Raw genomic sequence first — 19049 nt, forward strand, 5'->3', positions numbered from 1 at the left:
ATGACGGTTTATCCCCGCCGACTGCGTCTGCCACTAGCTGCAAACAGCAGTCCCCCCAGGATAAATAACGCCAGGGTTGACGGCTCCGGGACATTCGCTGACCGCACCAGCCAGTGCCCCATGTCAGGCGCTGTATCTGTTGAATTGAACTGCCTGCCACTTTCCGTCAGGTAGAACGATCCTGTGCCATTCATAATGGCGTGGTAGACATAGGGGGTGTATCTTCGCGTAGGATCACCGACCACTTGGTCGGCAGAAACACCACGTACATAGCGGCTGGCCCCGCTTGAGGTAAGATCCATGACATTATCGAAAAACCATTCCATGCCATCCACGTTAAGCCCGTGCAACTGGTTCAATACGTGGTAAGTCACATCGGCGTGATCCCATAACCCGGTGATCTGATCGTTGCTCGCATAGCGCCAACTATCTCCCCACCAGCCACCGACACCGCTCTCCACCTCACCCCATGAGAGGCCCACGGTTTCATCCAGGTGCAGCCACTGAAGTCCTGTATCTGAATCTGTCGTCCAGCCATTCGAATCATCGCGGATAAGCGATGCCTGTGTCGTGAACGCAGTGAACAACAGAGCGACCATTGACAGTGTAAAGACGATTTTTTTATTCATCTCTTTTCCCCTTTGTTATTGTTCGCGCGCCATCAAAGAAAAAGACCTTTTAGGAAACGCTTAAATTTATTAATCCCAATTCACCGTATAGACTTAAATTGCTATACATGGCTGATAAGGAATTACACACAATTTTACAAAGTGAATAAGTTGAAAGGTATTGGTCGCAGGTACTAATCAATACAGACTTTAGTACGTACTTTGGACGGTTTTTGTGCTATAAGTTCGACTTGGGGACGTTCCTAACTGAGCGAAAAATATGAAGATTATCCTGGCTGATGATCACTCCCTGTTTCGGGAGGGTTTGCGCAGCATGCTGGAACCGGACGCCGTCTGTTATGAAGCATCCAGCTTGCCTGAGATGCTCGACCTGCTTCAGGATCACCCTGACGCCGGGCTGATTCTCATGGATCTCAAGATGCCGGGCATGGTCGACTTTCAAGGCCTTGAAACAGTACGTGAACGGCATCCTGACACGCCCCTGATCATTGTTTCCATGCATTGTGAGAAAGATATCATCCAAACCGCGTTGGCATGCGGTATTTCAGGCTATATCCCCAAGACCCACAGCTTTGAGTCTATGAGGAGAGCCATCGACCTGGTCCTCGGTGGAACACCCTATGTGCCGCAGGAAGCGCTGATGGACGTCAACAGCACCCCCTCCAGGACTTCCAAACTGACACGACGGCAACAGGATGTTTATGCGCAGCTTATTAAAGGGAAAACAAATCAGGAGATTGCCGATGAACTGTACATCAGCCTAAGTACGGTAAAAATGCATGTGAGTACAGTACTGGAAAAAGTCGGCGCCAAAAACCGCACACAACTAATCGCCGACAGCAGAAATATCTTTGACTGATTTCAACAAGTTGGCCATTGTCAGTCGCAGCTTCTCTGCAGTAACCGGTTTGTGAAGCAGGGGAACGCCGGCCTTACTGATCTTCTGCAACTCCCGCTGGCCGGTATCACCGGTGATGAGAATCGCGGGGACTGCTGTTTTACTGTGTTGCTGGACGATCTCAATCACCTCGATACCGCTTATGTGGTCACGCAGCCTTAAATCACAAATCAACAGATCGAGGGGATCATCTTGCTCTGCCAGCACGGTCTGAACATGCTTGAGGGACTCGAAGGTTCGAGTGATGCAACCCCAAGTCTCTAGTTGAAACTGAAGTCCCTCCAGAATATCAACATCGTCATCCACGACCCAAACCACAAGATCCACAAAAACACCATCATCAACCGGCATATAGTCATCCGGTTCTGCCAATAGCTCCTGTTCGGCTTCTCCCTTCGGTACATCAATGCAAAATACGGAACCTTTTCCGTAGCGTGAACGCATACAAACCGGCGTTTCCAGCAGGCTGGCAATCTGGTCGACAATGGACAGCCCCAGACCAACTCCTTTTCTTCTATCCCGCTCCGGATTATCCAATTGATGAAAGGCGTCAAAAATCGAATTCACCTCCTCTTGCCTAATCCCTTTTCCTGTATCCCATACCTCGAATCGAAAACCTTCCCCATGCCTCCTGCAAGCCACCAGAACCCCACCGGAATCCGTGTATTTCACAGCATTGGAAATATAGTTTTCAAGTACCCTCTGGATTAAAATCGGATCACTGTGGATCCAGTGGTTACTTGGGCGAACGATTAACCGAATGCCTTTCCTGATACACTCGTCATCGAATTTATATTTAAGGGACTGCAATAACTGGTTAGCAAATATGTTTATCTTCAACGGACTGATCACACCTGCGTCAAAGCGTGACATATCGAGCAGGGACGAAAACATCTCCTGCATGCTGTCCAGTGCATTCCTCAAACGAGAAAGCAGATAGACCCGGTTATCCCTCCCCCTGTCCTGCGCCAGTCCACCAAGAAACAGCTCCATCGCATAGAGTGGCTGGCGCAGATCGTGGCTGGCGGCGGCAAGAAACCTGGATTTATCGATGTTTGCCTTTTCCGCAGTCTGTTTCTGAATAACAAGTTCGCTATTGGCCGACTCAAGTTCAAACTGCAAACTGTAAGTGTGCACCAGCATTTTGTGCAGCTCGATGGCAAACTTGATCATTCCTGCATAGTAGATCGCAAATAATCCTGCCAGCAGAGGATTCGCCGCTTCGGTGAACAGTAATACAGCCAGCGACTGTACTAGAATCGGGATCACCAAACAAAAGTAGATGGGTAAGATTGCGGCCAGATTAATGGCGCCTGCAAAGATACCCAGCATCGGCATGAGGACAATGAAGGCGTGGATATCCCAAGTGCCGGTCAGCAGCCAGGTAAGCGACCCCCATAACGTACTGCTAATGAGTGTGTAAACAATGAAAACGACCTTGATATATCCTATCTGTCCTGGTGTGAGTTCTCTGCCTGCGTGTCTTTGGGAAATGATGAAATGAGGCAGCGCCACTGCCTGCATAGAGAAGAACCAGATTAGCAGAATAAAATGCGAATAGGCTGACCAAAGCCCGATCAGCATAAGTACCTGGGCGGCAGTGATCGCAATATAGGATGTTCGTCTGTGCCTAAGAATATGCCCCGTCAGGGCCTGAAGCATTCTGGAGTCCGGGTGATCCGACATATCTCCTTCCCATATGCACGCTAAAGAGAGGCTGTCAGTCTATACCAAAACCTCAAGCGCAGCCTATCTGCCAAGCAGACCAACCCCGCCATCATTCTTGTGGAATAAGTCAATTGGAGGTCAAGCGAACGTATAGCAGTGGCAGCTCTTTCGGCAGGTCCGAGGGTTGCCGGATCAACACAAAATTTCCCTGACCGAAGAGGTGGGGAAGATAATCTCCCGCCTGTTTGTCGATGGTGATACAGAAGGGATGCAAACCTGCTTTACGCGCTTCCAATACTGCCATGCGGGTATCTTCAGCGCCAAACCGACCCTCATATTTATCCAGGTCATTGGGTTTTCCGTCTGTAAGAATCAATAACAGCCGCCGTTCCGAAGACTGTGTTTCAAGAAGCTTTGTGCTCTGACGAATCGCCGCACCAAGCCGAGTATAGTAACCCGGCTTGATGGCATTGATTCGACCACGCACATTGGCGCTGTAGTTTTCATCAAAGGTCTTCAACTGGTGGAAACGGATAGGATCACGCTTGCGGGATGAGAATCCGTACATCGCAAAACGATCTCCCGTGGCGGCAAGGCTTTCTGCGAATAGGAACAGACTGTCGCGAATGACATCGATCACACGGGCATGGTTATTTACCCAAGTGTCTGTAGAGAGAGAAAGATCCGCCAGCAGCAGACAAGAAAGATCGCGGGAACCGACGCGCAGACTCCTATATAGCCCGTCGCTGGTGGATGCCTGTCCAATCTCCCGGTCGGTGGAGAAACGCAGGTAGGCATCCAGGTCGATCTCGCTGCCCTCCTGCTGATTTCGAAACCAGATGCGTGCCGGTGCGAGCTGTTGAAACTGGGCACGCAGTTTCCTCGCTGTTCTTCGCAGATTGTCCGGCAACGCCATCGGCTCTGCATTTGCCGCAACCATGGGAAGCACGCGACAGAGGTCGGGCAACAGCTGGCCTTTTTTATAGTCCCACTCAGGCAGCAGAACCCCTTCATTTAATATCAGGTCGTCTTCAGACGCAGCGGGAAGATCGAGATCGAAACGCAGTTTACTGGTGGAAGCCTTGGCGTCACGACTGACGCTCATTACATCCATATCCTTTGCCGCATCTGCCGCACTCTCCAGATCATCGTTCTCTTCAGAACTTCGGTCCAGATTGAGGAAATCACCCCAGGTAAAGATGGTCTCCATGCGAATGGTGATCAGGCCACGATCCTTTCCTTCAGGCTTTTTAGCCCGCTCACCCTGACGCCGCTCCTCCTCTTCCATATCCTTGATCTCGCCCCGACCGGCACTACCTGGCTCACTGTCATCTTTGGCGATATCTGCCGCAGGAATTGGGGGGAAAGGGTGCAACCAGAGCGGGACAGGCTGCGGAGGACGTTTCGCCTGCGGGAGTCTCTCCACACTGCCGGGCTTGATCAGCGCCTGACGGATTGCGACCTCTTGCGCGGTTTCCGCAACGAGCCGCTTGTCGGGATGAATCCGCTGTTCCAGATGCGCCTCGACCAACCGCAGATAGCGTGTACGCAAGCCAGGATAACGAGACAGGGCTTCAATCGTCAGCCGCTGGTTTTTACTGAACCAAGGCTCCTCCTCCTGATGCTCACCCACGGCCAGGGCCGCCAGCCAGATGTAAAGATCACGATTGAGACTGGTCGATGAAAAATAATCAATAACCGCCGGCAGGTGCAGGGAGTTTTCATCCCGCCATGCGAGCTCCACGCGTTTGCTGTCACCAGCGATACGGTGCAGCAGACTACGTCGCGCACCGTGCTCACTGGCGTGGGCCGCCTCGACCTGCAGACCACCATCACCCCCAAGGGCACGAAAGAGAATACCGACGGTGGTATGGACCTCTTTCAGCGTCACTGCTGCTTCTGGATGACGGGTCTGTGCCATCCGGGTAATCAAGCGATGCCAGAGTTCACCGACTTTCTCTTCCACTTATGAGACTTCCTGCAGGTCGTTATCAGATGAACCGGCTTCTGAAGTTGCCGGGCGACCCGTCGCGACCTGGATAGCCGCTTCATCCTCTACCCAATGCAGCAGGGTTTTCTGACGCTGCGGCGCCTGAACCTGCTCGCAGGCAGAGATGCACTGAGCACACTCGGTGCAGGTAAACATGCGTCGTTTGATGGTGCGCGGTTTCAGGCGCATCGGACAGATGTTGTCACAAGCATTGTTACAGTCGCTGCAGAGGCGCGCGCGATTCCTGTCAAACCCCACCACCATGCCGCGATTGTTGGCCATCCAGGCAAGACTCTGAAAAAGTCCGACGGCACAACCAAAGCGACAGAACAGATGGCGCGCGAACATGAACTCGACAAACAGCAGAAGGGTACCAACGCCAATAAATCGTGCTTGGTTAGACGTCAGAGAGCCGTGCCAAAGATTGTGATAGATTTCTGCCGGTGGCAACAGGTATGTCAGAAACACCACCGCCCAGAGGAAGGCAAAACCGAGTGCCGCAAGCCAGGTCAGCGGCCAGAATTTTTTCTCGGGTTTGATGATTGCCCCATCCGGCTGTTGCTCCGGTTGCGGACTCTTCTCCCAGATAGACTGTTTGCCGCTGGCACGAAACATCAGGCGATTGATGACCTCGACTACGGAAAAGTGCGGACAGAGCCAGCCGCAGTAGAGACGACCATAATAGCGGGCGACCCAGATCAGTCCACCACCGATCAGCAACAGCGGAACAAACCCACGGATCAGGATATTGAAAGCGGCTTCAATACCACTGATCTCTCCTGCAATCAGCGCATCCAGCCCAAGGGTCCAGTGCATGCCGAGAAAAAAGAAGTTATTCAGGTTCAGATCAAAGCGAAACAGATCAAGCGGCGGCGCAAGCACAAACAGGATAAAGAAACCCGCCTGAAACCAGAAACGCAGACGCTGGCGCTCAACGCGCATATTTACTACCGATCAGCGGATATCGGCACTGCTGCCCTGACATCGCTTTGATCAACGCCATCAAACCCGGAATCAGAAACAAGGGTACGACCGCAATAAAATAAACCTCAAAGGTAATCAGCGCGGCGATAGAGCCATAACCACCAAGAGCAAGGATCAACAGATTGGCAGCAATGAAGATACTGCTGCTGATGCAGGCTCCGATAAAAGCCTGGGGCAGGTGGTTCCGCACAAGATCGAATTCACTGTTGCGATGGCGATATCTGATCCAGGCCAGCCCAATCATCGGCAAAAGGGGAAAGAGCAGATTCAGCAGATAGAGCCCTTCGCTGATGATTGCCAGTGGCTTACCCTGATTCTCGTCACTCATTTGGACGGTTCCTATATTCCAAAAGTAATGTCGACAACTTCCATCAGTGCTGCTGCCGTCTCTTCATCGTCGGTCAGGGGCTCGACCAATGCAGCACGACAAGCCTCAACCGGGTTATATCCACCCAGAATCAGGGTCGCAGTATAGACCAGCAGACGGGTGGAGGCCGCCTCTTCAAGGTCGTGATCCTTGAGTGACCTTAGCGCATTGGCCAGGGTGACCAGGCGCTTTGCCAACGTCTCATCTGCCCCTGTTTCTCCGATCAAAACTTCCTGTTCCAGTTCAGCTTCCGGAAAATCGAAACTGGCCGCCAGGAAGCGCTGCCGGGTACTCGGCTTCATGCCTTTCAGCAGGTTCTGATAACCGGGATTATAGGAGACCACCAACATGAACTCTGCCGGCGCATGCAGGGTCTCACCCGTCCGCTCGATGGGCAGAATCCGCCGATCATCGGTGAGCGGGTGCAACACCACCGTGGTGTCCTTGCGCGCTTCTACCACCTCGTCCAGATAACATATCGCCCCTTCGCGCACCGCCCGGGTCAGGGGTCCGTCACTCCAGAAGGTGCCACTGTCACCGATCAGGTGACGGCCTACCAGATCTGCTGCCGTAAGATCGTCGTGACAGGCCACTGTATAGACAGGTCGTCCCAGTTTAGCCGCCATGTAGTTGATGAAACGGGTCTTTCCACATCCTGTCGGGCCTTTGATCAGCATCGGCAGTTGGTGTTTGTAGGCGTGTTCGAAAAGCGCTATCTCGTTGCCCTGGGGTTTGTAAAATGGCAGCTCAGTCAATGTGGTTCAACCTGTTGAGTAAGAGAGGTAAAAAGCCGTACCGATCAAAATACCTGGAATAAACAGCCAGATAAAGACAGGCCAGTGCCAAAACCCCCGCACTGATCCCAATCCCATGAAGTAGTGTCCCACCAGCTGTCCTTTGATCAAGGCAAGAAACAGCACCGCCAACGCCACTTCCAGTCCGCCCAGACCTGCCTGACCGATCAGAAAGGTGACGAAACTGAAAAACATGAGGAAAAGATAGACCCAGGTGCAGGGGCGAATACCATATTTTTTTTGTCTGCTCATCGTGCCATCACCGCATCACATAAACCAGGGGAAAGAGGATCAACCAGAGCAGATCCACCATATGCCAGTATGAGGCGCCGGTCTCCACCCCCGTGTGCTCCTCGGCGGAGTAGCCACCTTTGTGGGCCTTGACCGCCACAGCGGCCAGAATCACCATGCCCATGATCACATGCATAAAATGAAAAAAGGTCAGGGAGATATAGAACATGTAGAAGGTATTGGTGCTGAGGTTGATTCCCTCACCGAAGTGGTGCGAATACTCACCCCCTTTTACCAGCAGAAACACCACGCCCATTACCAGGGCGGCAAGCAGCCAGCGAACGCAGTGCTGGCTGTTCCCTTCTCTGATTGCGCTGACGGCACGCACCACAAAATAGGAACTGGTGATCAGTGCAAATGTATTGATCAGCGCGGCCTGCCTGTCCAGGTTTTGTTGAAACTCATTGAAGAGTTCAACATTGTTCATTCGCGTAAAGGCATAGGCGGAAAAGAAAGCGGCGAAAACCAGCAGCTCCGCGAGGATAAAGATCCAGATCACCAGATCACCGGGCGGGTATCGATTCTGTTTTTCTGCGACTGCAACTGCTGCTGTCATCTGCGTATTCCTTAATGAATTAACACTTTCCAATCATCAAACGGGAAGCAATGTACCAGAGCCTGTATTGCTCTGCTTTGATAAAAGTTAATTCCCACTAAAACACTAGGACTTTTACGAAAAGCGCATCCACAGACTATAATTTAATTAGGCGAATGCCATTCGGCTCATTGCAAACCTCCCACGCAGGAGACGCTTGAGCAGAGCGACGTTACGTCAGGGGAGAGAGAGTAGGGTGAGATCGAAGCGGAGCTGTCTGGGGGCGCTGGATAGCCTCCCGGTTATCCAAAACTCCTTACGCACCCCGGGCGAACAAACTACTGTCCCTCGTTGACTCATTAGCTATGTCTCGAAGATAGTTCGTGCAATCCACGCGCTATGCGGAGACAAGGAGTTAACAATGAGGATCTCCAAATTTACAGCACTGGCTACAGCACTGCTGATTTCCGGCATGGCGAATGCGGGGATATCCGCTAATCTGGTGGCAGATTACCCCTTCAACGGCAATGCAAACGATACAACCATGCATGGTTATGACGGGACGATTCACGGAGATACCGCATTGACGTTCGACCGGTTCGGCGATGCGGGCAGAGCCTACTATTTCGATGGCGATGGTGACTATATCGAGATTGGGATGAACTTGAATTTCCCCTCCTGGTATAGCTACTCGGTCAGTCTCTGGTTCCTGAATGACGGCGGTGGAGACTGGAGTAACAGCTATGGCCAGAAAATCATCGATAAAACGACTCCTTATCACGACTTTTACTTGAGTCTTGGGCCTATAAACCCAACAAGACAAGATGGGGAGATCAGATTCAAGACCCATGAAGGCTATGGCCCCGTAGGCACAGACGGCACGTACCTTATCGATTCCACGAAGGATTTCAGAGATAACTCATGGCATCACGTTGTCATCACTAAAGATGGCAGTCATGGTGAACTCTGGGTCGACGGCGAATTGTCTGAATCCGCTGATGATGTAAAGACCGTCTACAATAATACCAGCCTGTTGTTTGGATACAGCCTTTCGACGGATGGCTATCAACGGAGATTCTGGAGTGGAAATATCGATGACATTCGCATCTATGACCAGGCAATATCAGAAGAGGATGTAAAGAGCCTCCACACAGACGTTCCGCCTGCAAATATGCTCATCGATGTGATCGAAGCGATTGTGACGCTCAATATCCAGGAAGGTCTTACCAGCAGCCTGGACGCAAAACTGGATTCCGCGATCGCGGCCCTGGATGACATGAACACAGACAATGACGTCTCAGCCGTCAACAGACTCTATGCGTTGATCAGCGCCATCGAGGCCCAGCGCGGCAAAAAAATCACCGACACGGATGCCGATCTTCTAATCGCTGCAACCAATGCCGTTATCGAGAAACTGCTGTCTGAGTAACAGCGAAGTTTCCAATAAGGCAGCTAATTCTACTTTGTCAGATTCCATCACCCGGCAACCGACTGTTCCAGCGTCTGTTTTCGATATTGGGAGTCGATAGCCGCTTGTCGTTTACGATGCCGTTTCGTCATTTGCCGTAGTATTTCATCGCGTTCAATATCTCGCCGTGGCAGGAAGGCACGCAATAGCGATTCGATGTCTGAACAACTGAGTAAGGGGTGATCATCTTTTTGCACAATTCGCTCTTCGAGCATGAATAACATCGCCATCATGACCAAGGCCATATGGTGATGCCAGGATTTCCATTTACGGGCCTGATAATCAGCAAGACCTGATTCACTCTTACCATCCTGGAACGAACGCTCAACCCAGAACCGCTGCGCCTGCATCTTTGCAAGACAATGGGATGGCGTTTCTTCCGGTGCATTCGACAAGGTGTATTTAATCGTCTCCGGTGAATTGACCTCTCGTCGTACAATCAGGTGCCATTGATGTGCCTGGGCTTCTTTTCCATCCCAAAGCCAAACCCGATGATGCAGGATCTCGACGCGCAGTTTGCCCTTGCTGCTATCCCGTAATACCACTTGCTGCCACTCGCTGTCCCGTTGCTCATTGAGCCACTGGTCAACGCGCAGACGGGCTGCCTGGGCTTGCAGACGACTTCGACGACGACCGCGCGTTGTCGTGCTCTCCGGTATGAACGGCTGTGGATCTTCCAGGTAGACCTGTTGGTCTTTGTGGATGTCCACCACAAAGGTTTCACCCATCGCCTCCAAACCCCTCAGAAAAGCCGGATCCTTCCCGTATCCCCCATCTGCACCCACCCAGGCAAAACGCAGGCCAAGCGTCCTCTGATGACGCACCATCTCCAGCGCCAACTCTGACTTGCTTTGATGTTTCCGTTCAACTTCCGGGATACCCGCCTTGCGACAGCGAGCCGGGTTCGATACCCACTCTTTGGGTAGATAGAGACGTTCATCTATCAGCGTGGACAAGTGCCCTTTACCCAGTGCTGCGAATACACCAACCTGGCAGTTATCCACCTTGCCCTGGCGGCCATTCCATTGGCGTTTAACCCCCACTGAATGTTTACCCTTCTTGGCAAGGCCACTCTCATCGAGCAACAGACAGGTATCCGCGGTTCCACCCAGCCATTGATCGGCTTCCAGCGCCACTTGGTCTAACACCGCACGATGATCCCACGGGGACTCGGTGAGCATATGCTGGAGACGCTGATCATCTGCGCCTGCAACCACCTCTTCCATGCGTTCCATGTTCTTTCTCTGCGCTTGCATCAGGCCTTTGAGATAGTGTGTGACCGGTTGAAACACCGACCTCGTCTTGCTTCGAAAATGGGATTCAAAGCGGTACTGGAAACGTTGGAATCGCTCCGCTATGCGATCGATTCTACTTATGCGCGTATCAGGTAATTCAAATGACCTTGGTGCTTGTCATTTGATGCTCTTCCTTACGATGATTGCCAAGAAATTCACAGCATATATTTTATATTATTCAGTGAGTTACTTATAGATCTAATCTGACAAAGTAGAACTAATCCCGCCCTCCTTTCCAGGGGGTGGGGTCACAATTGGCGCACTTGGGGAAACTTTATCCACTTCTGTTAGAATTTCCGGATCTCCTCCTGTCCAGACCAACGGGTCGCTTGGCCCGGCACCAATACCGATAGGATTGGATTACCTCAAAAAGAGATGAGTTGATGACTGAAATCACCGATATCGCTGCATATATGGCCGGATTGGGCGCAAAGGCCCGTACCGCCTCCCGTCGTCTGGCTTCCGCGACCACCGGCGAAAAGAATGCCGCACTGAATGCGATCGCCGACGATCTCGACATCAATCGCGACTATTTGATGGCGGAGAACAAAAAGGACTTGGAGGCAGGCGCCGCCAAAGGGCTTGATGCCGCCCTGCTGGATCGCCTGGAGCTCACCCCGGCGCGTATCGACTCCATGATCGAGGGGCTGCGGCAGATTGCCGGCCTGGCGGATCCCATCGGTGAGATCTTCGACATGAACTACCGCCCGAGCGGCATTCAGGTCGGGCGTATGCGGGTGCCTCTCGGGGTGGTCGGCATCATCTACGAATCCCGCCCCAATGTGACCGCAGACGCGGCGGCCCTCTGCCTCAAGTCCGGCAATGCCACTGTGCTGCGCGGCGGCTCAGAGGCCTTCCACTCCAACCAGGCCATTGCCGCCGGCATCCAGCGCGGCCTGGAGCAAGCAGGCCTGCCTGCCGACGCGGTACAGGTTTTGGCCACCACCGACCGGGCAGCCGTCGGCAGCATGATCACCATGCCGGAGTCGATCGACGTCATCATCCCCCGGGGCGGCAAGGGGCTCATCGAGCGTATCAGCCATGACGCCAGGGTGCCGGTGATCAAACATCTCGACGGCATCTGCCATGTCTATATCGACGACCACGCCGACATCGGCAAGGCATTCGATGTGACCATGAATTCCAAGACCCAGCGCTACGGTACCTGCAACACCCTTGAAACCCTGCTTGTTGCTGAAGAGATCGCCGAAGAGGCACTGCTGATGCTTGCCGCACCGCTGCAGGAGAAGGGCGTGGAGTTGCGCGGCTGTCCACGTACCCTGGAGATCATCGACAATGCGGTTGACGCCACCGACGAGGACTGGGATACCGAATATCTGGGACCAATCCTCTCTATCCTAGTGGTGCAGGATCTGGACGAAGCTATCGGCCATATCAACACCCACAGTTCCCAACACACCGATTCCATCATCACTGAAAACTACACGCGGGCGCGTCGTTTTCTTGCCGAAGTGGACTCCAGCTCAGTGATGGTGAATGCTTCCACCCGCTTTGCAGACGGTTTTGAATACGGCCTCGGGGCCGAGATCGGCATCTCCACCGACAAGTTTCACGCACGGGGGCCGGTCGGGCTTGAAGGACTTACCTCGGTCAAATATATCGTGCTGGGCGATGGCCATATCCGCCGATAAGCTTTTTTACCCATGATCGGTATTCTCGGCGGCACCTTCGATCCCATTCACTTCGGCCACCTGCGCACTGCGCTGGACGTCAAGCTGGCCCTGAATCTGGATGAGATACGCCTGACCCCGCTACGGCATGCGGTACATCGCGACCAGCCGGAAACCCCGGCCAAACTGCGTCTGCAGATGATCGAGGCCGCGATCTCCGGCACCCCTGGATTCAAAACCGATGACCGAGAACTGAGACGCGACAGCGCCTCCTACACCATCGACACGCTGCTCTCACTGCGTGAGGAGCTGGGTGAAGAAGAACCCCTCTGTCTGCTCATGGGCAGCGACGCATTTAAGGACTTTCTCTCCTGGCATCGCCCGCTGGACATTGCGACGCTTGCCCACCTCATCATCATGACCCGGCCGGGACAGCCGGCTAAAATCGACCCGCTCCTGCAACAGTTTTTGGCGCCACAACAGGCTACCGACCCCGCCGAATTGCGCACAACACCCGGGGGACGCATCCTTTTCCAGACCGTTACCCAGCTGGATATCTCAGCCACTCACATTCGGGCCATGGTCGCCAACGGAGACAGTCCCCGCTTCCTGCTCCCTGATGCCGTATTGGAGATTATCGAACAGGAAAAGCTCTATCGTTGAGAGATGCACGGCGTTTAATTCATCTAGATAGGGTGTGCCATGCGCACCGTGATTGCTCCGAAACTTGAGTTAATATCACATTGTAGGGGTACTGGGTTACAATTGGCGAAAATCCATCAATTACAGGAACAACATGCGGGTAGAAGAGCTTAGAGATCTGGTCCTTGAGACCCTCGAAGACATGAAGGCCAGAGACGTGGTAACACTCGATGTCAGGGGGAAAACCAGCATTACCGACATCATGGTAGTGGCGAGTGGCACATCGGACAGACACGTAAAATCCATTGCACAGACCGTCGCCTTCAAGGCCAAACAGGCGGGCGAAAACCCACTGGGCTCAGAGGGGCTTGAAGATGGAGAGTGGGCGCTGGTCGACCTCAATGGCGTAGTGGTCCACGTCATGCTGCCCAAGGTGCGGGACTTCTACCACCTCGAACGGCTCTGGTCGCTGGATCAACCCACCAGCGACTCCAAAGCTGACGAGGCTTGACAATAAGCCCGAAGATTCCACAAATTATGCTAACGACCGATGGACCGGTTTGACCGGATATTCGAACTCAACCGCATTCTACAGGCGGCCCGCCACCCGGTTTCCCGCAGGCGGCTGGAGGAGGAACTGGAGTGCTCACGCGCCACGGTCAAGCGTCTTATCGAGGAGATGCGCCTCTTTCTCAACGCCCCCATCATCTATGACCGCACCTTCAATGGCTATAGTTACGCGCAGGACGAAGGGGAGATGTATCAGCTGCCGGGACTCTGGTTCAATGCCTCGGAGCTCTATGCGCTGCTGAGCATGCAGCAGTTGCTGGAACAGGTACAACCCGGTCTGCTCGGGAGCCACCTGCAACCCTTTCGGCGCCAAATCGAGCAACTGCTGAACCGCCAACACGCCGGAGGGGAGCAGATAACCAAGCGCATCCGCATCCTGCAAGCCGCCACCAGATCTGCGGGAAATTATTTTTCCAACCTGGCAACTGCCATTGCCCTGAGAAAGCGACTGCGACTCGACTACTACAGCCGTTCACTGGATCAGTCCACAGTACGGGAAGTCTCCCCACAACGCCTCACCCACTATCGGGACAACTGGTATCTGGATGCCTGGTGCCACCTGCGCAAGGGGCTGAGGACCTTTGCCCTCGACGCCATTATCGAGAGCGCTGTGCTGGAGAAAAAAGCACGTGATATCAACGAAGACGAGCTTGATCACCACTATCAATCGGCTTACGGCATCTTCAGCGGCCAATCCGACAACACAGCCGTGCTCCATTTCACGGCCGAACGGGCTCGCTGGGTGGCAAAAGAGCAGTGGCACCCATGCCAGGAGAGCCGCTGGCTGGAGGATGGGCGTTATCAGCTGTGCATTCCCTACCACAATCCGGCGGAACTGATCATGGATATTCTGAAGTATGGACCGGATGTGGAGGTAATTTCTCCCACGGAACTGCGTAAATCGGTAGCGGACAGGATAGCGGCGATGTCGAATATTTACGACTGCAGGCCCGATCAAGCGTAGCAGATCGAGCGTGCCAGGGTCAGCAAAACGCGTGGGATTGCCGGTTCCGCTATGCTTGAACCGGCCTACTTCTGTCGTTTATCTAAATCGTCGTCCGGAGATACCCACTGCAATATCCTGCAGTAACAGCCAGGGGTCGCCATCGCCCATTCCCTTGATAGTGCGATCCACTTTTGCACAGAGCATCAGCAGCCGCCGCCAGTGGGCAGCCTGCTGCTTCAAGCCCTGACGCACCAGGGGCTTGCGCTTCTCCCAGATCCGGTACGCCCCCAGCACCCGCTCTGTCGAACCGCCCTGTTCAATCTCGTGGGACATGACCGCCAGTTGCCGTATTTCCCGGGACAACGCCCAGAGCACCACAGGTGTCGCCACTCCTTCACCTTTCAGTCCATCCAGCATGCGCAACCCGCGCGCGGTATCACCCTTCAGCAGCGCGTCCACCAGACCAAAAACGTCGAATCTTGCACTGTCGGCCACCGCCGCCAACTGCTCAGCACTGATGACTCCAGGCCCCTGAAGCAGCAGCAGCTTTTCAATCTCCTGGGAGGCGGCAAGCAGATTTCCTTCGATGCGCTCTGCCAGCATCTCCACCACACCGGACTCGGGGATCAACCCGACACCACGCAGACGCTGCTCGATCCAGGGTAGCAGGCGCGCGCCCTCCACGGGCCAGATCTGCACCAGCACCCCGGCTTGATCCAGCGATTTCACCCATTTACTGTTCTGCTGACTGCGCTCCAGTTTAGGCGCAGTGATCAGCAACAGCGTATCCTGGGGCGGATTGGCAGCATAAGCGGTTAAGGCCTTGGCACCCTCAGCCCCCACCTTGGCGCTGCTCAAACGCAAATCAAGGATACGCTGTTCACCGAATAGGGAGAGGCTGTCTGCGGCACCGCTGAGGGCGTTCCAATCGAAATTAGGGCTGTGATCCAGCACCTCGCGCTCTGAGTAACCTTGCGCCCGGGCATTGGCCCGAACCAGATCGGCGGCCTCACCCATCTGCAACGGCTCATCTCCGGTAAGAAAATAGAGCGGCGCCAGGCTTTTTTTCAGACTGACGGCAAGTTGGTCGTTGCGCAGGCGCATGCGTCTAAGCCTAGTCCAGCTGCGCTTGCAGGCGCCGGACAATCTGATCCGCCATATCGGTACGCATATCACCCCGCACCAGTTTAGCCTCGTTACGACGACCCAGTTCGTCCGTACCGCTATAGGTCAACTCACGCACAAGTTCCAGATGCTGCTCGGGCAGCGCAGTATTACCCTCACGGTCTACCACGGAAAAGTCACTCTTCAAACGCAACTCATACTCCAGCGCCTTGCCGTTTTCATCGACGGAGAGGACCCGGTATTTGAATATCTCGGTGAGTGAGAGGCGATACTTCGCCTCCGCCGCACTGGCAGCCAAGAGTGCACCGGAAGCCCGCAGATCCCGCTGTAGAACCCCGGCCAGACTCTGTCGGTTTTCGGCATCCTCCACAAACAGGCCATTCAGGTTGGGTGTGGCCTGTTGATAGCCTTTCAGATGAAACCCGCAGCCTGAAACTATCAGCAAAATCGACAATAAAAAGCCGCTACGCCAGTGTCGTCCTTTCAGCATTTCCAATCAGGGCTCCCGTCGGTCGGGTTAGCAATAGCGTAACCCGACATGTTTCTGATGTTGATGGGTTACGCTACGCTAACCCAACCTACATTTTGGCTTCCCCCCGCGGGGAGGGAATGGATGTAGGTCCGGTCGACCACTACTTGGCAACAATGCTCACCAATTTTTTGGGCACGACTATGACCTTGCGCACTGTGGCATCACCGACAAACTTCTGCACATTCTCATTGCCGAGGGCGATCTCTTCAACCTTCGACTTATCTGCATCCACCGGCACCTGAATCTTGGCCCGCACCTTGCCGTTGACCTGGATGACGTACTGAATGCTCTCCTGCTTCAGCGCGTTCTCGTCGGGTTGGGGCCAGCCTGCATCAAGAATATCTTCACCATAACCCAACTCACGCCACAAATGGTGACTGACGTGAGGGGCAATAGGACCCAGCAGGCGCAAGACGATACCCAGACCTTCATGCAACACCACGAGGTCCACCTCTTCTTCACCCAATTTATAGAGTGTATTGACAATGGTCATGCAGGCTGAAACCACCGTGTTGAACTGCTGCCTGTCATAGTCAAAAAGTGCCTTCTTAAGCGCTTCATGGATCTCACGCCGCGTATCCTTCAATGCAGAAAGAGGGACAGATTTGGGGTCTGTCCCCCTTTCTGCCGCTCCCTTTGTCGCCAGCGCCCAAAGCCGCTTAAGAAAGCGAAATGCACCCTCCACACCCTCATCGTTCCACTCCAGTGACTGATCCGGGGGCGAGGTGAACATGGTGTAGAGACGCACGGTGTCGGCACCGTAGCGGTCGATCAGCGATTGGGGATCGATGCCGTTGTTCTTCGACTTCGACATCTTCTCTATACCGCCGATTTTCACCGGCTGACTATCGGCGGACAGGCTGGCGCTCAGCGGCCGACCCTTTTCATCCTGTTCCACCGCCACTTCAGCAGGATTGTACCAATGCATGGAGCCGTCACTCTGATCCCGGTAGTAGGTTTCCGCCACCACCATGCCCTGGGTCAACAGGCGGGTAAATGGCTCGCTGCTCTGCACCAACCCCACATCGCGCATGAGCTTGTGGAAAAAGCGGGCGTAGAGCAGATGCAGCACCGCATGTTCGATACCGCCAACGTAGTGGTCCACCGGCAGCCAGTAGTCAGCCCGCTCATCAAGCATGGTCTCGGCACCGGGGCAGGTGTAGCGGGCGTAGTACCAGCTCGACTCCATGAAAGTATCGAAGGTATCGGTCTCACGTTGAGCCGCACCGCCACACTCGGGGCAGATGCATTTGGCAAATGCGCCATCTGCCTTGATCGGATTGATCGTGTCCTCGTCGTAGACGATATCCTCCGGCAGCACCACCGGCAGATCCGCCATCGGGACCGGCACGGTGCCGCACTTGTCGCAGTGGATCATGGGGATCGGCGTACCCCAGTAGCGCTGCCGGGAGACACCCCAGTCGCGCAGGCGGAAGTTCTTGGTTTTCTCTCCCTTGTTACGCGCCTGAAGCCACTCGGCGACGGCGTCGAACGCCGCCTCTGAGGTGAGATCGTTGAAGGGGCCGGAATTCTTGAGCACACCCTTTTCGATATAGGCGGCGGCCTGGATGTCGATATTTGTGCCATCCGCCGGGTGGATCACTTGTTTGATCGGGATGCCGTATTTGCCGGCGAAGGCATGGTCGCGCTCATCGTGACCGGGCACTGCCATCACTGCGCCGGTCCCGTAACCCATGAGCACGAAGTTAGCGGCATAGATCGGTACAGGCTCGCCGCTCACCGGATGGATCGCGTTGATACCCAGGGGAATGCCCTTCTTATCAATGGTCTCCAGATCAGCCTCGGAGGTGCCGCCCTGGCGGCACTCATCAACGAACCCGGCGATTTCAGTATTGCTCTCCGCAGCCTGCAGTGCGAGTGAGTGCTCACCAGCTACCGCCACATAGGTAACGCCCATGAGAGTATCTGGACGGGTGGTAAAGATGGTCAGACTCTCATCCGAACCTTCGATACCAAACGCCATCTTCACACCGAAAGAGCGACCGATCCAGTTGCGCTGCATGGTGCGGACCTGGTCGGGCCAGCCTTCCAGATTGTCGATCTCATCAAGCAGCTCATCGGCGTAATCGGTAATCTTGATGAACCACTGGGGGATTTCGCGGCGCTCCACCAGCGCCCCGGAGCGCCAGCCGCGGCCGTCGATCACCTGCTCGTTGGCGAGCACTGTCTGATCCACCGGATCCCAGTTGACCACCGCGTTCTTGCGGTAGACCAACCCTTTTTTATAGAGCTCGGTGAAGAACCACTGTTCCCATTTGTAGTAGTCGGGCCGACAGGTGGCCAGCTCCCGGTCCCAGTCATAACCGAAACCGAGGCTATTGAGCTGCCCCTTCATATATTCGATGTTGTCGTAGGTCCAGCCCGCAGGCGCAGCCTTGTTCTTGCGCGCCGCGTTCTCTGCCGGCAGCCCAAAAGCATCCCAACCCATAGGCTGCAATACATTTTTTCCCTGCATACGCTGATAGCGGGCGATCACGTCCCCAATGGTGTAGTTACGCACATGCCCCATATGCAGCTTACCGCTGGGATAGGGAAACATTGAGAGGCAGTAAAACTTTTCCTTAGATGGATCTTCAACCACCTTAAAGGTCTTCTCTTCCTCCCAATAGGTCTGGGCCTGTTGTTCTATCTGACGGGGATCGTAGGTGTTTTGCATGGTCCGG

General features: G+C 54.2%; 18 protein-coding genes. 6 read left to right on the forward strand and 12 right to left on the reverse strand.

Annotated elements, in window-relative coordinates; genetic code table 11:
- Nucleotides 1-8 precede the first annotated feature (8 nt).
- Nucleotides 9-629: a PEP-CTERM sorting domain-containing protein gene (locus tag HPY30_08015; GenBank protein ID QYZ65934.1), complete on the reverse strand. Its 621-nt coding sequence runs from the start codon at nucleotides 627-629 to the stop codon at nucleotides 9-11.
- A 259-nt stretch (nucleotides 630-888) separates the two neighbouring features.
- On the opposite strand from HPY30_08015, the gene HPY30_08020 reads away from it, so the two are divergent.
- Nucleotides 889-1488: a response regulator transcription factor gene (locus tag HPY30_08020; protein ID QYZ65935.1), complete on the forward strand. Its 600-nt coding sequence runs from the start codon at nucleotides 889-891 to the stop codon at nucleotides 1486-1488.
- On the opposite strand, the gene HPY30_08025 is transcribed toward HPY30_08020, so the two are convergent.
- The 7 genes from HPY30_08025 to HPY30_08055 all read right to left on the reverse strand — a co-directional run bounded on the left by HPY30_08025 (nucleotide 1456) and on the right by HPY30_08055 (nucleotide 8177).
- The gene (locus tag HPY30_08025) at nucleotides 1456-3213 is read right to left on the reverse strand and encodes a hybrid sensor histidine kinase/response regulator (GenBank protein ID QYZ65936.1); all 1758 of its coding nucleotides are present in this window, start codon (nucleotides 3211-3213) and stop codon (nucleotides 1456-1458) included. The genes HPY30_08020 and HPY30_08025 overlap by 33 nt on opposite strands.
- A gap of 109 nt (nucleotides 3214-3322) precedes the next feature.
- On the reverse strand, nucleotides 3323-5161 hold the full coding sequence (locus HPY30_08030) for a VWA domain-containing protein (GenBank protein ID QYZ65937.1): 1839 nt from the start codon (nucleotides 5159-5161) through the stop codon (nucleotides 3323-3325).
- Complete coding sequence (locus HPY30_08035) at nucleotides 5162-6127, reverse strand: 4Fe-4S binding protein (GenBank protein ID QYZ65938.1); 966 nt, start codon at nucleotides 6125-6127, stop codon at nucleotides 5162-5164.
- On the reverse strand, nucleotides 6117-6497 hold the full coding sequence (locus tag HPY30_08040) for a hypothetical protein (GenBank protein QYZ65939.1): 381 nt from the start codon (nucleotides 6495-6497) through the stop codon (nucleotides 6117-6119). The genes HPY30_08035 and HPY30_08040 overlap by 11 nt, the downstream gene beginning before the upstream one ends.
- A gap of 11 nt (nucleotides 6498-6508) precedes the next feature.
- A complete protein-coding gene (locus tag HPY30_08045) occupies nucleotides 6509-7291 on the reverse strand; it encodes a CbbQ/NirQ/NorQ/GpvN family protein (protein ID QYZ65940.1) in 783 nt (260 codons plus the stop codon).
- Between the two features lie 6 nt (nucleotides 7292-7297).
- The gene (locus tag HPY30_08050; GenBank protein QYZ65941.1) at nucleotides 7298-7582 is read right to left on the reverse strand and encodes a cytochrome C oxidase subunit IV family protein; all 285 of its coding nucleotides are present in this window, start codon (nucleotides 7580-7582) and stop codon (nucleotides 7298-7300) included.
- Between the two features lie 7 nt (nucleotides 7583-7589).
- A complete protein-coding gene (locus tag HPY30_08055; GenBank protein QYZ65942.1) occupies nucleotides 7590-8177 on the reverse strand; it encodes a cytochrome c oxidase subunit 3 family protein in 588 nt (195 codons plus the stop codon).
- A gap of 400 nt (nucleotides 8178-8577) precedes the next feature.
- Here HPY30_08055 and HPY30_08060 point away from each other — a divergent pair, with 400 nt between their 5' ends.
- Nucleotides 8578-9585, forward strand: coding sequence for a hypothetical protein (locus HPY30_08060; GenBank protein QYZ65943.1), 1008 nt, complete (start codon nucleotides 8578-8580; stop codon nucleotides 9583-9585).
- Nucleotides 9586-9632: 47 nt separating this feature from the next.
- Here the strand turns inward: HPY30_08060 and HPY30_08065 are convergent, their stop codons facing one another.
- Nucleotides 9633-10880 carry an IS701 family transposase gene (locus HPY30_08065; protein ID QYZ65944.1) on the reverse strand — a complete coding sequence of 416 codons (1248 nt, stop codon included), beginning with the start codon at nucleotides 10878-10880 and terminating at the stop codon, nucleotides 9633-9635.
- 422 nt (nucleotides 10881-11302) lie between these two features.
- Between HPY30_08065 and HPY30_08070 the strand changes: the two genes are divergently transcribed.
- The 4 genes from HPY30_08070 to HPY30_08085 all read left to right on the forward strand — a co-directional run bounded on the left by HPY30_08070 (nucleotide 11303) and on the right by HPY30_08085 (nucleotide 14726).
- Nucleotides 11303-12571, forward strand: coding sequence for a glutamate-5-semialdehyde dehydrogenase (locus tag HPY30_08070; GenBank protein QYZ65945.1), 1269 nt, complete (start codon nucleotides 11303-11305; stop codon nucleotides 12569-12571).
- Between the two features lie 12 nt (nucleotides 12572-12583).
- Nucleotides 12584-13213 carry a nicotinate-nucleotide adenylyltransferase gene (nadD, locus tag HPY30_08075; GenBank protein QYZ65946.1) on the forward strand — a complete coding sequence of 210 codons (630 nt, stop codon included), beginning with the start codon at nucleotides 12584-12586 and terminating at the stop codon, nucleotides 13211-13213.
- A gap of 133 nt (nucleotides 13214-13346) precedes the next feature.
- Nucleotides 13347-13703 carry a ribosome silencing factor gene (gene rsfS / locus HPY30_08080; GenBank protein QYZ65947.1) on the forward strand — a complete coding sequence of 119 codons (357 nt, stop codon included), beginning with the start codon at nucleotides 13347-13349 and terminating at the stop codon, nucleotides 13701-13703.
- 39 nt (nucleotides 13704-13742) lie between these two features.
- Nucleotides 13743-14726 carry a WYL domain-containing protein gene (locus HPY30_08085; protein QYZ65948.1) on the forward strand — a complete coding sequence of 328 codons (984 nt, stop codon included), beginning with the start codon at nucleotides 13743-13745 and terminating at the stop codon, nucleotides 14724-14726.
- Nucleotides 14727-14804: 78 nt separating this feature from the next.
- On the opposite strand, the gene HPY30_08090 is transcribed toward HPY30_08085, so the two are convergent.
- The 3 genes from HPY30_08090 to HPY30_08100 form a co-directional block, all read right to left on the reverse strand.
- Entirely contained in the window at nucleotides 14805-15812 is a 1008-nt protein-coding gene (locus HPY30_08090) for a DNA polymerase III subunit delta (GenBank protein ID QYZ65949.1), read from the reverse strand.
- A gap of 10 nt (nucleotides 15813-15822) precedes the next feature.
- Entirely contained in the window at nucleotides 15823-16323 is a 501-nt protein-coding gene (locus HPY30_08095; GenBank protein ID QYZ65950.1) for a hypothetical protein, read from the reverse strand.
- 142 nt (nucleotides 16324-16465) lie between these two features.
- Nucleotides 16466-19042 carry a leucine--tRNA ligase gene (locus tag HPY30_08100; GenBank protein QYZ65951.1) on the reverse strand — a complete coding sequence of 859 codons (2577 nt, stop codon included), beginning with the start codon at nucleotides 19040-19042 and terminating at the stop codon, nucleotides 16466-16468.
- Nucleotides 19043-19049 lie beyond the last annotated feature (7 nt).

The organism is Gammaproteobacteria bacterium (ex Lamellibrachia satsuma) (genome assembly GCA_019623805.1).
Lineage (GTDB): Bacteria > Pseudomonadota > Gammaproteobacteria > Chromatiales > Chromatiaceae > QGON01.